Annotated in this window: 13 protein-coding genes; 5 read left to right on the forward strand and 8 right to left on the reverse strand. The window is 69.5% G+C overall.

The window, feature by feature from the left end; all coding sequences use genetic code 11:
• Positions 1–92: 92 nt before the first annotated feature.
• Complete coding sequence (locus ACFWA7_RS37585; RefSeq protein ID WP_385827636.1) at positions 93–1,016, reverse strand: polysaccharide deacetylase; 924 nt, start codon at positions 1,014–1,016, stop codon at positions 93–95.
• 108 nt (positions 1,017–1,124) lie between these two features.
• Positions 1,125–1,286 carry a hypothetical protein gene (locus tag ACFWA7_RS37590; RefSeq protein ID WP_385538616.1) on the reverse strand — a complete coding sequence of 54 codons (162 nt, stop codon included), beginning with the start codon at positions 1,284–1,286 and terminating at the stop codon, positions 1,125–1,127.
• Between the two features lie 438 nt (positions 1,287–1,724).
• Here ACFWA7_RS37590 and ACFWA7_RS37595 point away from each other — a divergent pair, with 438 nt between their 5' ends.
• Positions 1,725–3,134 (forward strand): purine-cytosine permease family protein, encoded by a 1,410-nt coding sequence (locus ACFWA7_RS37595; RefSeq protein WP_385827638.1) that lies wholly within the window; start codon positions 1,725–1,727, stop codon positions 3,132–3,134.
• 7 nt (positions 3,135–3,141) lie between these two features.
• Here ACFWA7_RS37595 and ACFWA7_RS37600 read toward each other — a convergent pair whose 3' ends face one another.
• Positions 3,142–3,711, reverse strand: a complete 570-nt coding sequence (locus ACFWA7_RS37600; protein ID WP_385827640.1) for a HutD family protein — start codon at positions 3,709–3,711, stop codon at positions 3,142–3,144.
• Positions 3,712–4,333: 622 nt separating this feature from the next.
• Here ACFWA7_RS37600 and ACFWA7_RS37605 point away from each other — a divergent pair.
• Positions 4,334–4,828, forward strand: coding sequence for a MarR family winged helix-turn-helix transcriptional regulator (locus ACFWA7_RS37605; RefSeq protein ID WP_385827642.1), 495 nt, complete (start codon positions 4,334–4,336; stop codon positions 4,826–4,828).
• Complete coding sequence (locus ACFWA7_RS37610) at positions 4,825–5,280, forward strand: MarR family transcriptional regulator (RefSeq protein WP_385827644.1); 456 nt, start codon at positions 4,825–4,827, stop codon at positions 5,278–5,280. Before ACFWA7_RS37605 ends, ACFWA7_RS37610 begins: the two co-directional genes overlap by 4 nt.
• A gap of 265 nt (positions 5,281–5,545) precedes the next feature.
• Here the strand turns inward: ACFWA7_RS37610 and ACFWA7_RS37615 are convergent, their stop codons facing one another.
• Positions 5,546–7,624: a hypothetical protein gene (locus ACFWA7_RS37615; protein WP_385827646.1), complete on the reverse strand. Its 2,079-nt coding sequence runs from the start codon at positions 7,622–7,624 to the stop codon at positions 5,546–5,548.
• A 147-nt stretch (positions 7,625–7,771) separates the two neighbouring features.
• Entirely contained in the window at positions 7,772–9,376 is a 1,605-nt protein-coding gene (locus ACFWA7_RS37620; RefSeq protein WP_385827651.1) for a CocE/NonD family hydrolase, read from the reverse strand.
• 180 nt (positions 9,377–9,556) lie between these two features.
• On the opposite strand from ACFWA7_RS37620, the gene ACFWA7_RS37625 reads away from it, so the two are divergent.
• Positions 9,557–10,273: a TetR/AcrR family transcriptional regulator gene (locus ACFWA7_RS37625; protein ID WP_385827648.1), complete on the forward strand. Its 717-nt coding sequence runs from the start codon at positions 9,557–9,559 to the stop codon at positions 10,271–10,273.
• A gap of 711 nt (positions 10,274–10,984) precedes the next feature.
• On the forward strand, positions 10,985–11,707 hold the full coding sequence (locus ACFWA7_RS37630; protein ID WP_385827650.1) for a hypothetical protein: 723 nt from the start codon (positions 10,985–10,987) through the stop codon (positions 11,705–11,707).
• A gap of 385 nt (positions 11,708–12,092) precedes the next feature.
• Here the strand turns inward: ACFWA7_RS37630 and ACFWA7_RS37635 are convergent, their stop codons facing one another.
• The 3 genes from ACFWA7_RS37635 to ACFWA7_RS37645 all read right to left on the reverse strand — a co-directional run bounded on the left by ACFWA7_RS37635 (position 12,093) and on the right by ACFWA7_RS37645 (position 14,327).
• Positions 12,093–12,599: a dihydrofolate reductase gene (locus ACFWA7_RS37635; protein ID WP_385538630.1), complete on the reverse strand. Its 507-nt coding sequence runs from the start codon at positions 12,597–12,599 to the stop codon at positions 12,093–12,095.
• A complete protein-coding gene (locus tag ACFWA7_RS37640; protein WP_385538632.1) occupies positions 12,596–13,393 on the reverse strand; it encodes a thymidylate synthase in 798 nt (265 codons plus the stop codon). Before ACFWA7_RS37640 ends, ACFWA7_RS37635 begins: the two co-directional genes overlap by 4 nt.
• A gap of 595 nt (positions 13,394–13,988) precedes the next feature.
• Positions 13,989–14,327 (reverse strand): MerR family transcriptional regulator, encoded by a 339-nt coding sequence (locus ACFWA7_RS37645; protein ID WP_385534531.1) that lies wholly within the window; start codon positions 14,325–14,327, stop codon positions 13,989–13,991.
• Positions 14,328–14,471: the final 144 nt, after the last annotated feature.

Genomic DNA, 14,471 nt, shown 5'->3' on the forward strand with positions numbered 1-14,471 from the left:
CAGCTACCTCGCCGGCCTTCACCTCCGCGCCGCAATGATCTGGGTCGACGACCTGCTGAAGACCGCCGAATGATCACGACATCACACAGGCCCTAAGAGCCGTCCCCCGCCTGCTCCTTCACATATGCGGCGATGTCCGCGTGCGTGGCATACCAGACGTCCGGGTGGCTCGCGATGTGGTCCAGCAGCTCTTCCAGAACCACCATCCGGGAGCGGTGACCGATCACATGCGGGTGCATGGTCATCTGGAACATACCGCCCTCGGCATACGCGGCGTCGAACTCGTCCCGCCAGATGCCGAGCACGTGCCGCGGCGACGCGTAGGGGCGCAGGTCCGTGTAACGGTCCATCGGAAAGTAGACGGCGTCGTCGCGGATCCACTCCGGGGGCAGCTCCACCATGCCGGTGGGCTCTCCGTCCGCGAGGATCTCGTACGGGTCGTCATCGGCCATCAGTGAGGAGTCGTACAGCAACTCCAGTTCGCGGCTGATCGCGAGCGTGTGATCGCTGAAGTCCCACGAAGGTGTGCGGATGCCGACCGGCCGCCGGCCACTGAGCCGTTCCAGGGTGTCAACGCAGCGGAACATCAGGTCGCGCTCGTTCTTGGGATCCAGTTCCATATTTCGCTCATGGATCCACCCGTGAATACCGACCTCATGTCCCCGGTCGGTGTAGCCTCGCGCCTCCTCCGGGCGCAGCAGGGCACACACCGCCGGCATGAAGAAGGTGGCCGGTACGGAGCTCCGCTCCAGCGCCGCCAGGATCCTGGGGACTCCTACGCGGGCGCCGTACTGGCCCTGGGAGAGCTTGCCCGGCTGGGTCTGCCCGTCGCGCAGCGGGATCGACTCGTGATCGGGATCGAAGGACAGGGCGACGGCTACCCTGGCCCCCCGGGGCCACCTCGCCGGTTTGAGACTGCGCCCCGCCCGCACCCGCTCGACGTGCCACCGCCACTCGTGTTCCTCCCACTCCCAGGGATGTCTGATCGGCCTCGGAGCACCTCCTCCGCCGGACAACCACCTCACCACCCTCCACGTCTCCGTGAGGTGATGGTGGCAGAACCCCCGGCAGTGGGTGCCGGAGCGAACAGGCCATATTCGCCGGTGCGCGCGGCCCCTGCGGGCTCAGTCCGCGGTGAGGCAGACATCCTCGCGGGTCTGCACCGTGACGTCGGCGGTGGCTCCGGCGGGGCGGGGCGATGCGTCGGCCGAGGGTGCGAAGGCCAGGCCCATGCCGAGGGCGGCGAACGCTCCGGTCAGTGCGAGGTGCTTGTTGACCGATCCCATGGATTCCCCCTTGGGTTGCCGACGCGGACCACGTCCTTGGTCCCGGACGGTACGCAGCCGCCGCCCGCGACGCGTCAACCCAGGAGCGCACTCGGCCCTCAACTCCTGCGGCACCGCCGCCGACCGCCTCCCCCTCTCGTTCCACGACCGGCCCCGGCCCTGCGGTGTCCGTCCCGACGTACGCATCCTGGCCGGCCTGGTCACCGTAGGCACTGCGGCACAACGGCCACGACCGTACATGGGACAGCGTGATCCCCACTGGCGCGACTCCCCACTTTGAAATTTGCCATTCAAGATCTTGATGTTTGTTCATCTCCATGCCAGATTCGGCGCAGCACCACCTGGGTCAACGGCGTAGTCCATCCCGATACGCCGGAACAGCTGCGGGGAGAGGTCACCAACATGCCGGTACAACACGCCCCAGGGGAACGTCTCGCGATGGAACGGCGGACCATCGAGGCCGTCCCGGACACCGAGCGGCACGGCACGCCACGCAGCCAGTTCACCCTGTGGTTCGGCGCCAACATGCAGATCACCGCGATCGTCGACGGCGCGCTGTCGGTCGTCTTCGGTGCCGACGCGCTCTGGGCGATACCCGCGCTGCTGATCGGCAACGTGCTCGGCGGCGTCGTGATGGCGCTCCACTCCGCACAGGGGCCGCGGCTCGGCGTACCGCAGATGATCTCCAGCCGCGCGCAGTTCGGCGTCTACGGCGCGGTCCTGCCACTGCTGTTGGTGATCCTCATGTACCTCGGCTTCGCTGCGACCGGCAGCGTGCTGGCCGGGCAGGCAGTCTCCGAGATGCTGCACATCAACACGGACGCCGGCATCCTCGTCTTCGGGGCACTGACCGCCGTGGTCGCCGTCACCGGCTACCGCCTCATCCACATCGCGGGCCGCATCGCGACCGTGGTCGGCGCGCTCGGCCTCGGCTATCTGCTGGTGCGGCTGTTCACGCAGTACGACGTCAGCGCGCACGTCGGCAACAAGGGGTTCGAGGCGGCGACCTTCCTGCTCGCCGTGGGACTCGGGGCCGGATGGCAGCTGACCTTCGGCCCGTATGTCGCCGACTACTCGCGCTACCTGCCCCGCGACACCAGCACGCGCGCGACCTTCTGGTCCACCTTCGCGGGCTCCGTCATCGGATCCCAGTGGGCCATGACGCTGGGCGCGCTCACCGCGGCCGTCGCAGGCAAGGCCTTCCTGCCCGACCAGGTCGGCTTCCTCGGCGATCTGGCAGGCCCGGCGTTCCTCGCGTTCCTCATCTACCTGGTGATCGTGGTCGGCAAACTGACCGTCAACTGCCTGAACGCGTACGGCGGCTTCATGTCGATCCTGACCACGGTGACCGCGTTCGACCGCCGCTCGCGCATCTCGGCCGCCGTACGCGCTGCCTACATCGTCGGCTTCATCGCGGTGTCCATGGCCATAGCGCTCGCCGCCAGCGACGACTTCCTGACCAACTTCAAGAACTTCGTACTGCTGCTCCTGACCGTGTTCACCCCGTGGAGCGCGATCAACCTGGTCGACTACTACCTGATCTCCCGCGAACGCGTCGACATCCCCGCCCTGTACGACCCGGACGGCCGCTACGGGCGCTGGAACGTCACCGCGCTGGCCTGCTACGTCGTCGGCGTCGCCGTGCAGATCCCGTTCCTCGCCACCAAGCTGTACACCGGCGCGATCACCAAGAAGCTCGACGGCGCCGACATCTCGTGGATCGTCGCCCTGGTGGTCACCTCGGCCCTGTACTGGCTCTGGGCGCGGCGCACCGCCAACCCGCCCTCCGAGACCATCCACCCCACCTCGACCGAGAGCGGCGGCCGGGCGGCGGCGCCGGTCGGCTGACCCGGCGTCACCCCGTCGGGGCTACATCCACCCACAGGGCGGCGGCGTCGGGCGAGAGCGGTGCGACCGCTCCGTCCGGCGCATCGTCGTCTCCGTCCCACCACACGCCCTGACCGGACGCCAGGACACGCCCCTGTGCGCCGGCCTGCCAGCGGCCATGCAGCACATAGAGCACCCCGGCGTGCCCCGCGCGTGGTGCGACCGGGCCTGCGACCCGGTCCACCCCGGCCGTCCAACGGCCGCGCCGCACCATGATGTTGAGCACCCGGCAGGGGCCTCCCGGCAGTTCGGCGGCCAGCACGAGGTCGCCGGAGAACCCGAACGGCTCCCCCGCACGCGCCAGCAGCCGGTCGAACACCCCGGAGCAGGTCAGCCGTACACCGTCTCCTGTCAGCAGGGTGAGCGTCCGGTCCACGCCCGGGAACGCCGAGAACGGCCCGTCCCGCCTGATGTCGGCGACGCTCGCGCGCCACCCGAACTCGTCGGTGCCCGCCGGCCGTGAGGCGATCTCCCTGGTCGCGCCGCCGCCGTTGCGCCACGGGCCCGCAGACAGTGTCTCTACATCGAAAAGGTGCATGGGTGGGCTCCTGAGCTGCATGACGTTCGGGTAAGGATCACATCTGTGGCGACCTTGGCCGCGGAGCGATCGCCGGAGGCAACGGCCGTGTTCGGGGGCGCGTCGTCGATTTCGGTGCGCGGTCGGCGCTGTACATGGGCCGCTCCTGACCCCCTCACAGCAGGCGATCGACGTGTCTTACCTGCCCTGACCTTGTAGCGATGAGCAATGCTACGCGTCGAGGAACCACGGGCCGCGCGAGCACCCGCACTGGCCGGCCTGGCCGGCAGGGCCGCGCTCGCGGGCTTGGGAGGGAGCACACCTGAGTGACGTCGTCGCGCGCGGCGATGACGGCCAGGTGTCAGAGTCGGAGCACCTGCAAGCGAGCGTGGGACTGCCGCGGAATCCCACCCCACCTCACGCAATCAACCACGCGGTCGCCTCAGTGCCGCTGTGCACCACCTCCGGTACACCGGGCGTTGATCCGTACGGAGAGCCGGACGCCCCATCAACCGCCAAGGCGCCGGTGGCGGGCAGGAGCGGTACCGCTCGGTGCGGAAGCGGGCCACGGTCTCGGGGTGTGCCGTTACACCCGCGCGGAAAATAGTAGCCATGGACATAGTAGCCATGTAATCTATTTGTCATGAGCAACGGTTCGCCGGGCCCCACACCCGGTTTCCTCGTATGGCGACTCGCCAACAAGTGGCGCGTCGCGGTCGATCGCGCGGTGGCTCCGCTGGGCCTCACCCACGCGCAGTACTCGCTGGTCGCGTCGCTGCACGGCATGCAGCGCGCCGGCGAGCGGCCCAGTCAGCGCCAACTCGCCGACCACACCGGCCTGGAGGCGCTGTACGTCTCGAAGCTGGCGCGCGCCCTGGAGTCGGCCGGCCTGATCGAGCGCACCCGCGATCCCCGCGACCCGCGCGCCGTACAGCTGGCCCTCACCGAGCAGGGCACGACCGTCACGCGGCAGGCCATCGCCGTGGTCCAGGCACTGCATCAGCAGTTGCTGGAGCCGCTCGGCGGCCTCGACGCCCCGCGGACGCGCGCGTTCACCGACGAGCTGAAATCCCTGCTCGACGCACCCCTCGGTCCCTCCCTACCGAACAACGAGAGCACTCAGGAGAAGACGTCATGACCACCACTGAAACCACCACCGCACCCCTCGCGAACGCCCGCGACCTCGCCCTGGCCCACTACGCCGCCCGCGGCGTCCTGGAGCACGTCCTGGCCCGGCACGGCATCACGTTCCAGCAGCAGGTCACCCTGCGCGCCGCCGTCACCGCCGACGCCCCGCAGACACCCGACGGCCTCGTCCTCCAGGTCCAGGGCTCCCTCAAGGCCGATCCGGCCGACATCCGCACGACTCTCGACGAGCTGCTGGCCAAGCAGTTGCTCGTCGCGGACGGCGCGCACCTTCGTCCGACGGAGGCAGGGCGCGGCCTGCTCGCCACCGCCAGCGCGGAGACCGCCCCGATCAGCGCCCGCATCTGGGGCGGGATATCCGCCGGGGACCTGGCCGCCGCCGGCCGTGTCCTCACCCTGGTCGCCGAGCGAGCCAATACGGAGCTGGCGACGCTGACCGTCTGACCGCACCCCTCAGCGGAAGTGTTCAACCGTCGATCCCATGAACGCGGCGACCAGGTGCCCGGCCACTTGATCCGTGCGCGGTGCGGCGGCGGGCCACCCCGCTTCGACCGCACCCCGACCGCGCCGAAAACCCGTGGCCACCAGCAGTGTTACCCCAGATGCCGGACGGGAAGGGCACCATATGACCCGCTCGCCTGCCTCGCCTGCCTCGCCTGCCTCGCCTGCCTCGTCGGCCATCACCGCGTACACCACCGGGCCCACGACCTCAAGCCCCAACCGGTACGCGGCCGGCGGGACGGGTCGCTCCGCGCGCAGGTCCGCCGTCATCAGATGACCGCACTCCGGGCGGTCCATCGCCCAGTCCGGTGGCGACCACCCGCGACTGCCAGGCACGCGCGAAGAGTTCGGGCAGCGGTCCGGCGACCGGTACGGAGCGGACCTTGCCCGCGATCAGCCGGGCGCCGAGCAGCTCGGCCTTCCAGGTTTCCATCGGGTGGAACGGCTTGTCCGCGGCGGCCCAGTCACCGGGCAGGAACACGCCACGCCCGGCCCGGGGCCGCCGGTCGACGACCACCAGGGACGCCTCGACGAGTTCGGTCATGGCCGCCTTGTGGTGGGCGGGCGTCCAATGGTTCCAGCGGCGGACTCTGCGGTCGGTGGGCGCGGGCAGTGCGAGCAACTGGAGATACAGTGCCGCCGCATCGGTGCCGAGGCCCGTCCTCGCGGCGACCTCGTCGACCACATCGGGTGCGGAGAGACGGGGATCGGTCTCGTAGCGCCCGGGCGGCAGAGCCTGGGAAGTGATCCGCTCCACGACGCGCTCGCATGCGGCCCCCCGTAGCCAGCGGACGCGGGCGAGGTTGGACCCTTCGCTGTCGACGACGACCTCCAGTCGCTGCGAGCGCTCGTCCGCCCCGTACTTGCCGGGCCGGAAGTAGATGCCCGGAGCACCCCGCTCGCCGCGCCGGTCGAACCCCGCCTCGGCCACGACGACCAGTCCGTCGTCGAGCGTGGGATGATCCAGCGGCTCGACGGCGTCCCCGTACGCTTCGGCGCCGGAAAAGACCGGCCACAGTTCCGCGACGGTCCGCCCGCGCAGGCGGTTGCCGTCGGCGTCGAGCAGCAATCGCGGGTGTGCCAGCCGCTCACGCAACAGCGAGACCACCTGCGGAACACCCTCACGTACGGGGTCTCCCGCGGGAAGTTCGGCGTAGATCCAGTCGATGGCTTCGCAGGCCACAGAGAGGCGCTCCTTGAAGTGAAACCCTTCCTCGCCTTCCCAGCCGTGGCCGATGACGCTGCTGGCTCGCAGCCGGGTGTCGGGGTCACGGGTGAGCACCGGATCGCTCGTGGGGTCGGCGAACAGCGCGCAGACCGCTGCCGGGGCCATGCGAACGGTGTTGTGCTCGGCCGCCACGGCGAGCGTCGTCTCCGAGATCGCTGGGCGTACGCCCTGCTGGGCGCGCCAGGCTTCGGCGATGCGCTCGGCGAGTGCTGTCTGCCCGCCCTGCCGCCACAGCTGCTCCGGGTCGTCGGGCAGTACGGCGGCCAGCAGATCGAGACGTGCGGGCACCCCCAGACCCATCAACTCGCGTTCTCCGGCGTCGGCTTCGGACTGCTTGAGCCCCATGACCTTGCGCGCCTCGGTGTCCAGGCCCCGATACCCGTAGGACACATCAGGGATGCCGGCGAGCAGCAGCGCGGCCGCGGCGCGGCTGAGCCCGGTCGCTTGGGCGAGCGCCGTGGCCGCCGCACGGTCCCAGGGAGCCGGGCCGTGCTCTCGTACGAGACCGGCGAGCCGGCGCAGCCGCGCCGGAGTCTCCCAACTGGCCGAGGGTACGGGCTCGGCCTCGACGATCCGCCCGGGCGCGGGCGCATCGGCCTCCCCCGCGCGCAGCTCGACGAAGTGCCGCCCCTTCTCACCCGCGCCGAGCCCGTGCAGCACCAGCACGGCACCGTCGCCGTCACGCGCGGCGTACACGTCGTCGTCGGCGAGCTCGATGGTCCCCGTACGCATCCGGCGCCGTACGTCCGGGTCGGCGAAGGGGGTCTCGGCCCATACCTCCAGCATCCGCAGGAGGACTTCCCGTAGATCGGGCCGGACGTGGAAGGCGCTGGCCCGCAGTGCCACGGCACCGATGCGTCCGATGAACCGGGACCAGCCCCACCCCTTGTACTGGTCCGGAACGCGCTCGCCGCGACCGGCCAAGTAGTCCCCGACGTCCGTGAATCCGGCGAGCGTACCGGCCCGCCAGTATCCGGAACCTCCGATGAGCCCGCTGAGAGCGGGGGCGATCAGGTCGTCGTCGTAGGGCTGTGTGCGACGTATCGGGGCATCAGACATGCGCTCCATACTGCCCGATCATGAAGTGGCGCCCGTCCCCGCGGGGTGATCGCGCCGCGGCGCGACAGGGCAACCCGAGGGGGTGGTCCGGGGAGTGAGCCGGGCCTGGCGGCCCGGCTCGTCAGCCCTTTCCCGTGGAGCTGGAGATCACGTGGGCCCGGAGCCGTCCGGAAGCGACAATGCCGAGTCCGTGTGGAGTGTGATGCGCACCGGCGCGAAGGTGGTGGCGTCCACTTGCGGCTCCCCGGTGCCGGGATTCCGGGCGTAGCGCGGATGGGCGCCTCCGCTGATCTGCCAACGTATGCGGTGACCTGCGGCGAAGCGATGGGCCGTGGAGCTCATCGACACGGTGACCTGCGACGGCTCATGCTCAGTCGTCCGAAGCCGGCCCAGTCCGTCGCAGATGTTGACGGAGCGGCCTTGCGGGTCCACGTCGCACAGGCGGGTGAAGACGTCGGCGTGGCCGGTGTCCGTGGAGATCCTCAGCCGAGCGGAGACTGGGCCCACAATGTCCACGGCCTCGGCCAGTGGGGGGCCGGTGAACGTCAGCACGTCAGCACGGCCTTCCAGGGCGCTGTTGTCGCGGGGACCGGCGGTGCGGGAGAGCAGAGCGCCGCCGACGGACGGGGTGGGGTCGGCCGGGTCGTAGCGGAACGAGGTCAGTGGTGCGGAGTCCGTGGGGGCCTGCTGGGTGAGGGTCCCGCCCGGGAGGGGGTACCACGAGGTGGCAGCCGCGGCTGGCGGCCACTCGTCGAGGTCCCGCCAGGCGTTTTCACCGCCGGTGTGCACGCGCACCGCGGTCGGGCGCAGGCCGGACGGGTCGGCATACAGGTGGGCGCGCAGCCACGCGAGGCTCTCGGTGAACACCTCGGGCCATCCCTTTTGCAGGGCGGAGGTATGTGTCCAGGGGCCGACGAGCAGAGCGGTCTCGCACCCGGCCCGACGCAGCCGGTCATACTGCTCGAAGGTCTGGTCGGCCAGCACGTCATGCCATCCCGTAATCAGACTCGTGGGCACGCTGAGCCGCTCCGCCGACTCCGCCAGCGACGCACCGCGCCAGTACGCGTCCTTGGGGTCCGGGTGCGTCATGACGTCGTCCAACCAGGGTACTTCGCCCCCGAGGGCGGACACGTACGCCCCGCGCAAGGGCTGCGCGGTGGTGACAGCACGCAGGCGGCGCTGAAGGCGCAGCGTCGCCTTGAGGAACGGTCCCGCGCCCTGGTGCTGGTAGGTCATGCCCGCACCGACGGCGAGGGCGTTCTCCAGGCGTAGCGCACCGTCCGCGTGGAACAGGGCGTACGGATCGTGCAGGCCCATCTGCACCACCATGGCCTTGAGTTCTGGCGGCGGGTCCACGGCGAGGGCCCACTGCACGTAGCCCAGGTAACTGGGGCCGACGGTCCCGAGCGTTCCGTTGAACCAGGGCTGCTCGCGCAGCCACGACACCGTGGCCTGCCCGTCGGCGACCTCGTTGCGCCACAGGTCGAAGTCACCACCCGAGCCACCGGTGCCGCGGCAGCTCTGCAGGACCACGTGAAAGCCCTGTTCGGCGAAGAGCAGGCCGTACATGGGAGACCACGGCAGGCCTCGGCCGTAGGGCGAGCGGACCAGGAGGGTGGGAAAGTCGCCCTGTTCGCGCGGGAAGTAGTGGTCAGTGATCAACGGGCTGCCGTCGGCGGCAGGCACCACGAGCCCCGGCTCCCATCCCACAGAGTGCCGTTTCGCCGGAAGTCCCCGCCAAGTCGCCCTCATCATCCGTGAGGACAGTGGCGGCTTTCCGGCAGATGGCATCCAGGACGGCACGGCCACGGTGTCGGACATGCGTGATGGCATTGTTCCCCTCCTCAATTCCGTACAGTGTACGAGAATAGAGGATGCTTGGATGACCTTGGCAAGCGCCCACCGCGACAACCAGGGAAGGAGCGCGAGACCGTGGCCCATGACGCAGGACCCGGCGCCACCGGCGTCGACCCCGAACAGCTCTGGCTGCGTACCACCGAACCGCGCAGGGGCCGTCGGCCCTCCTTCAGCCGTGAGGCGATCACGGCGGCAGCCGTCACCCTCGCGGACGCGGAGGGACTCGAAGCAGTCACCATGCGGCGGGTCGCAGCCGAGGTCGGAGCCGGCGTCATGTCGCTCTACAGCTACGCCCCCGACAAGGAGACACTGCTGGAACTGATGATCGACCACGTCAGTGGCGAACTCCCGACCACGAACCCACTCACCGGCGACTGGCGAGCCGACCTGAAGACCATCGCCCGCCTCCAACGCGATCACATGCTGCGACACCCCTGGCTACCCGCCGCCGTGGCCACCCGCCGCACCCCCGGTCCCAACACCCTGGCCTTCCTGGAACGCGCCCTCGCCGCCCTCAGGCCCACCGGGCTGGACGGTGCGGCAAAGCTGGAGATCTTCGCCCAACTCACCGCCTTCGTGGCCGGTCACGTCAACTATGAGATCGCGCAGGCCGCAACCACCCGGTCCCCCGACCGGGGTGCAGCCGAAGCCCGCTATCTCGCCGCGGTCGCCGCCGACGGCCACCACCCGGAACTCGCCGAAGCCCTCTCCGCCCCCGGACGCGCCCTCACTCCCGAAGCCACGTTCACCCGGTTCCTCAATCGCCTGATAGACGGCCTCGATACCGCCTGACCCCACTGCACCTATCACCGCGACCGGCCTGCTGCACTCCGGAGGGAACGGGTGCCGGCATCTCCCAGACTCCGGCCGTGGCAATCCGAAGACACTGATGCTCCGCCCGTGACAACGGTGATCGCGTGGCCGTCGCAGGGCCGACTTCGCGCGGTCGCCGACCTGATCCGCGTAGCAACACGTCTGTGACGGCTGTGCAGGCGGGTCGTCCCGCTGACGGTGCGCGGCACGACCCGCTCCATCGCCTTCGACCGCGACGGCCAGGGTCTCTCAGCCGCTCCTCGTGTCTTGCGCACTTCGTGCCGATGCCGGGCGAAGGCGCCGCCGAGGAACGCAAAGCGCTGCTGCGAGTCGACGTCGTGGTGTGGACCGCCGATGCGCGGGTGCACCTCAACGCCCAGGCACTCAACCACGCTCTGGACATACCCGTCGGCTGCGGGCTGTTCGTTCGGACAATCCTTCACGACCAGGACCGGGACCTCGGTATCGATGTCTTGAGCATCGCCCCTCACACCGTACGCCTGTACGGGCCGACCCCCCTGAGTCGGCCGGCGCCCAGGGTGAGGTCCCCTCAAGCGGTGCGGCTGCGGTATCACTATGGAGGGTTCCCTGCGGCATGGCGAAGCTTGTCGCCGACGTCGCTACGACCCGCAGCGTTCGTCCGCTCCGGTCGGATCAGAACCCGGAGCATCAGCACAGTCGGAGGTCGTCATGTCTGAGTACCAGCACTACCAATTCCTCGCTGCTGACAAGCCCTTGACCGACGAACAGGTCGCCTCGATCCGCGAGCTGACTACCCGCGCCACTCTTACCCGCACCACGTTTGTGAACAGCTACCAGTGGGGTGACTTCAAGGGCAGCTGCGACCAACTCATGGAGAGGTACTACGACGCTCACCTCTACTTCGCGAACTGGGGCTATCGCAAGGTCATTCTGCGCTGGCCCGCCCATCAGCTCCCGTTGCACGTCGCTGAGCGGTATTGCACCGGCCCCTCAGCCAACGCCCGCCAGCACGGCGGCCATGTGCTCATCACGCTGGTCTCCGATGACGAGAACGGGGAGCTCGACGACTTCAACGAGCTCTTCGACTTCGACGGCTACGGCTACGACTCCGACCCGGAAGAGGAATGGCTGCCTTCCATCGCTCAAGCGCGTTCCTCTGTAGCGGCCGGGGACATGCGCCTGCTCTACCTGGCCTGGCTGCTCTGCCTCAGCAACGGCGACCTCCACGACGACGACATCGAGCCCCCGCTTCCTTCCGGCCTCGCCGCCCTGCCCGATTCCCTCACGGACCTGGCCGCGTTCCTGCGTATCGGACCCAATCTGATCAACGCGGCAGCCGCCCCTCTCCCCCACGCCGGCGCCGCACCCGTAGAGACCAGCCGCACCGTGGCCCAGCTACGCGCCGCCCTGCCCACTTCGACGACCGAGTGAGCACTTTCTGTGACTGCTCCAGAGAGCCCTCGGAGACGACGTGGAAGGCCTGGCAGTGGACGCATCGCCGGGGCTGCGACCGGATGCCGTGACCTGCCCGGACCCGTTCCTGCTGCCCGCGTACCGCCAGAGCCAGCACGAGCGCCGGATGATCCCCGGCTGGCCCTGCTCGGTCGTGGCCGTGCTGGAGACCAGCCTCGCCGTCGGGACCGCAGGCAGGCCGCTGACCAGCGCGGATGGTGTCTGCCTCGGGGCGGCACGCAGGCGCCCACCGCAGCTTCCAGCCAGCGGTGGTGGGTGGGCAACTGCACGTCACAGCCCGTGACCAGCGCGTATGAGGTCCAGAGCTGCACCGCCGTAGGTGATCAGTGAAGTGGGCTGCCCCTCACTGGGTGTACATGCGAATGCGGTAGCGCAGCCCTGACGCCGAGGACTGCCAGCCCTTGTCCTCGGCGACCTTCCACTCCGGGCCGAGTGTCGGGGCGTAGGCGTCGCCGTCCACCGCCACGTCGACTTCGGTCACCGAGAGCCTCGTGGCGTATCCCAGGGCGGCACGGTAAATCTCCCCGCCGCCGATCACCCATGTCTCAGCGGGGACGGCTGCCGGCTCCAAAGGCTCGGCGGCGAGCTCCAGCGCCTCGGCGATGGACCCGGCGCGCTCGGCCCCTTCGGTCGCCCACCGTGGATCACGTGTGACCACGATGTTCCGCCTCCCGGACAGCGGGCGGAACCGCACGGGCAGCGAATCCCAGGTCTTGCGCCCCATCACCACCGGATGACCGAGGGTGGTCGCCTTGAAGTGCGCCATGTCCTCGGGCAGACGCCACGGAATCGCGTTGCCCGCGCCGATGACGCCCGCGGGGGTCTGCGCCCAGATCAGCCCGACGTTCACACCGCCACCGGAGCCTTGATGGCCGGGTGGTGCCGATAGTCGAGCACCTCCACATCGGAGTAGGCGTAGTCGAACAGCGAGTCGGCCTTACCCAGACGCAGCTGAGGGAACTCGAACGGGGTACGCGAGAGCTGCTCGCGCACCTGCTCGACGTGGTTGTCATAGATGTGGCAATCGCCGCCGGTCCAGATGAAGTCGCCCGGCTCAAGGCCAACCTGCTGCGCCACCATGTGCGTGAGCAGCGCGTAGCTGGCGATGTTGAACGGGACGCCGAGGAACAGGTCCGCGCTGCGCTGGTACAGCTGGCAGGAGAGTTTGCCGTCGGCGACGTAGAACTGGAAGAAGGCGTGACACGGCGCCAGCGCCATCTTGTTCAGCTCGCTGACGTTCCAGGCGGAGACGATCATCCGGCGGGAGTCCGGGTTCCGGCGCAGCGTGTCGAGAACTTCGCTGATCTGGTCGATGTGTCCACCGTCCGGGGTGGGCCAGGAGCGCCATTGCGCCCCGTAGACCGGACCGAGGTCGCCGTTGCTGTCGGCCCACTCGTCCCAGATGGTGACGCCGTGCTCCTGAAGCCAGCCTACGTTCGAGTCGCCGCGCAGGAACCACAGGAGCTCGTACACGATGGACCTGAGGTGCACCTTCTTCGTGGTGACCAGCGGGAACCCCTGCGAGAGGTCATAGCGCAGCTGGTGCCCGAAGACACTTCGGGTACCGGTGCCCGTCCGGTCGGCTTTGGCTGTCCCGGAGGTGAGCACCAGCCGCAACAGGTCTTCGTATTGGGTATCGGCCATAACCGTCGATTCTACTGGCGCCGAGAAGGCGGACCCGACGGCCACGTCTCCGCCGTATGCCCTGGGCAGCAGGGCCGTGGAGCGGAGCCGCAGCCCGATACATGGGGCGAGCGCCGGGTTCGCTCGGAGATCCGTGTGGGAGGTGCCCGGGCGCGTCGGCGCGATCGGTGCTCCTGTCGTCGGCGACGCAGTCCTGGTGTGTGCGATCAGTCCCGGTAGCCAAGCCGTCCCGTACACGATCTCGCCCCGTCGGAGGGGCCCGGGGGGACCCCGGACCGCATCCGGTCGGCGGCCCACCGCCCCTAGCGGGCGACAGGTGCAGATGCCACCGGCCCGGCCCGCGACCACCTGGCTCTCCGCCCACGACTGTTCATTCGCCGTTGCTCGAAGCATGGTCCGGCCCAGGCCCCTCAGGTGTGCCGGTTCCCGAACCTCCTGCAAGGCGTCGACCAGTGCGAGCCGGTCCGCTGCGGTAGGCCGGAGTCCCAGGTCACCGTGGTGTCGCCGGTGCCCGCGACGGCGATGAGTTCGCGGACGCGGCGCCGGGACAGGCCCGCCGCGACGCGTATTTCGGGGCCCGCCGTTACCAGCCGTCTCAGGCCGTGTTCGAGGGGTTGGCCGGTCGGGCGGTGCGGCGGTGTTCGGCGTTGATGCGCTGGGCTTCCTGGAGTTGGTCTTCGAGGATGATGATGCGGCAGGCGGCTTCGATGGGGGTGCCCTGGTCGACGAGTTCGCGGGCGCGGGCGGCGATGCGGAGCTGGTAGCGGGAGTAGCGGCGGTGGCCGCCCTCGGAGCGCAGTGGGGTGATGAGGCGGGTGTCTCCGATGGCGCGGAGGAAGCCCTGGGTGGTGCCGAGTATTTCGGCGGCCCGGCCCATGGTGTAGGCGGGGTAGTCGTCGTCGTCGAGACGGCCGTAGGAGTCGTCTGCTGTCATCTGCACCTCTCTGGATCTCTGGGGTCTCTGGGGTCCCTGTTGTCTCTGGGGAACGCATTGAGGGGCCCTGGTGCCGTATGGCACCAGGGCCCCGAAGGAACTGCTACACCATCTGCCGGCCCTAGTGCCGCACCGGCCTTCTGT

It is taken from the genome of Streptomyces sp. NPDC059994 (genome assembly GCF_042737755.1).
Lineage (GTDB): Bacteria > Actinomycetota > Actinomycetes > Streptomycetales > Streptomycetaceae > Streptomyces.

Coding starts and splice junctions, on each gene's coding strand:
- ACFWA7_RS37590 (WP_385538616.1), bottom strand. CDS start 1,286: ATGGGATCGGTCAACAAGCACCTCGCACTGACCGGAGCGTTCGCCGCC.
- ACFWA7_RS37595 (WP_385827638.1), top strand. CDS start 1,725: ATGGAACGGCGGACCATCGAGGCCGTCCCGGACACCGAGCGGCACGGC.
- ACFWA7_RS37600 (WP_385827640.1), bottom strand. CDS start 3,711: ATGCACCTTTTCGATGTAGAGACACTGTCTGCGGGCCCGTGGCGCAAC.
- ACFWA7_RS37605 (WP_385827642.1), top strand. CDS start 4,334: ATGAGCAACGGTTCGCCGGGCCCCACACCCGGTTTCCTCGTATGGCGA.
- ACFWA7_RS37610 (WP_385827644.1), top strand. CDS start 4,825: ATGACCACCACTGAAACCACCACCGCACCCCTCGCGAACGCCCGCGAC.
- ACFWA7_RS37615 (WP_385827646.1), bottom strand. CDS start 7,624: ATGTCTGATGCCCCGATACGTCGCACACAGCCCTACGACGACGACCTG.
- ACFWA7_RS37620 (WP_385827651.1), bottom strand. CDS start 9,376: ATGAGGGCGACTTGGCGGGGACTTCCGGCGAAACGGCACTCTGTGGGA.
- ACFWA7_RS37630 (WP_385827650.1), top strand. CDS start 10,985: ATGTCTGAGTACCAGCACTACCAATTCCTCGCTGCTGACAAGCCCTTG.
- ACFWA7_RS37640 (WP_385538632.1), bottom strand. CDS start 13,393: ATGGCCGATACCCAATACGAAGACCTGTTGCGGCTGGTGCTCACCTCC.
- ACFWA7_RS37645 (WP_385534531.1), bottom strand. CDS start 14,327: ATGACAGCAGACGACTCCTACGGCCGTCTCGACGACGACGACTACCCC.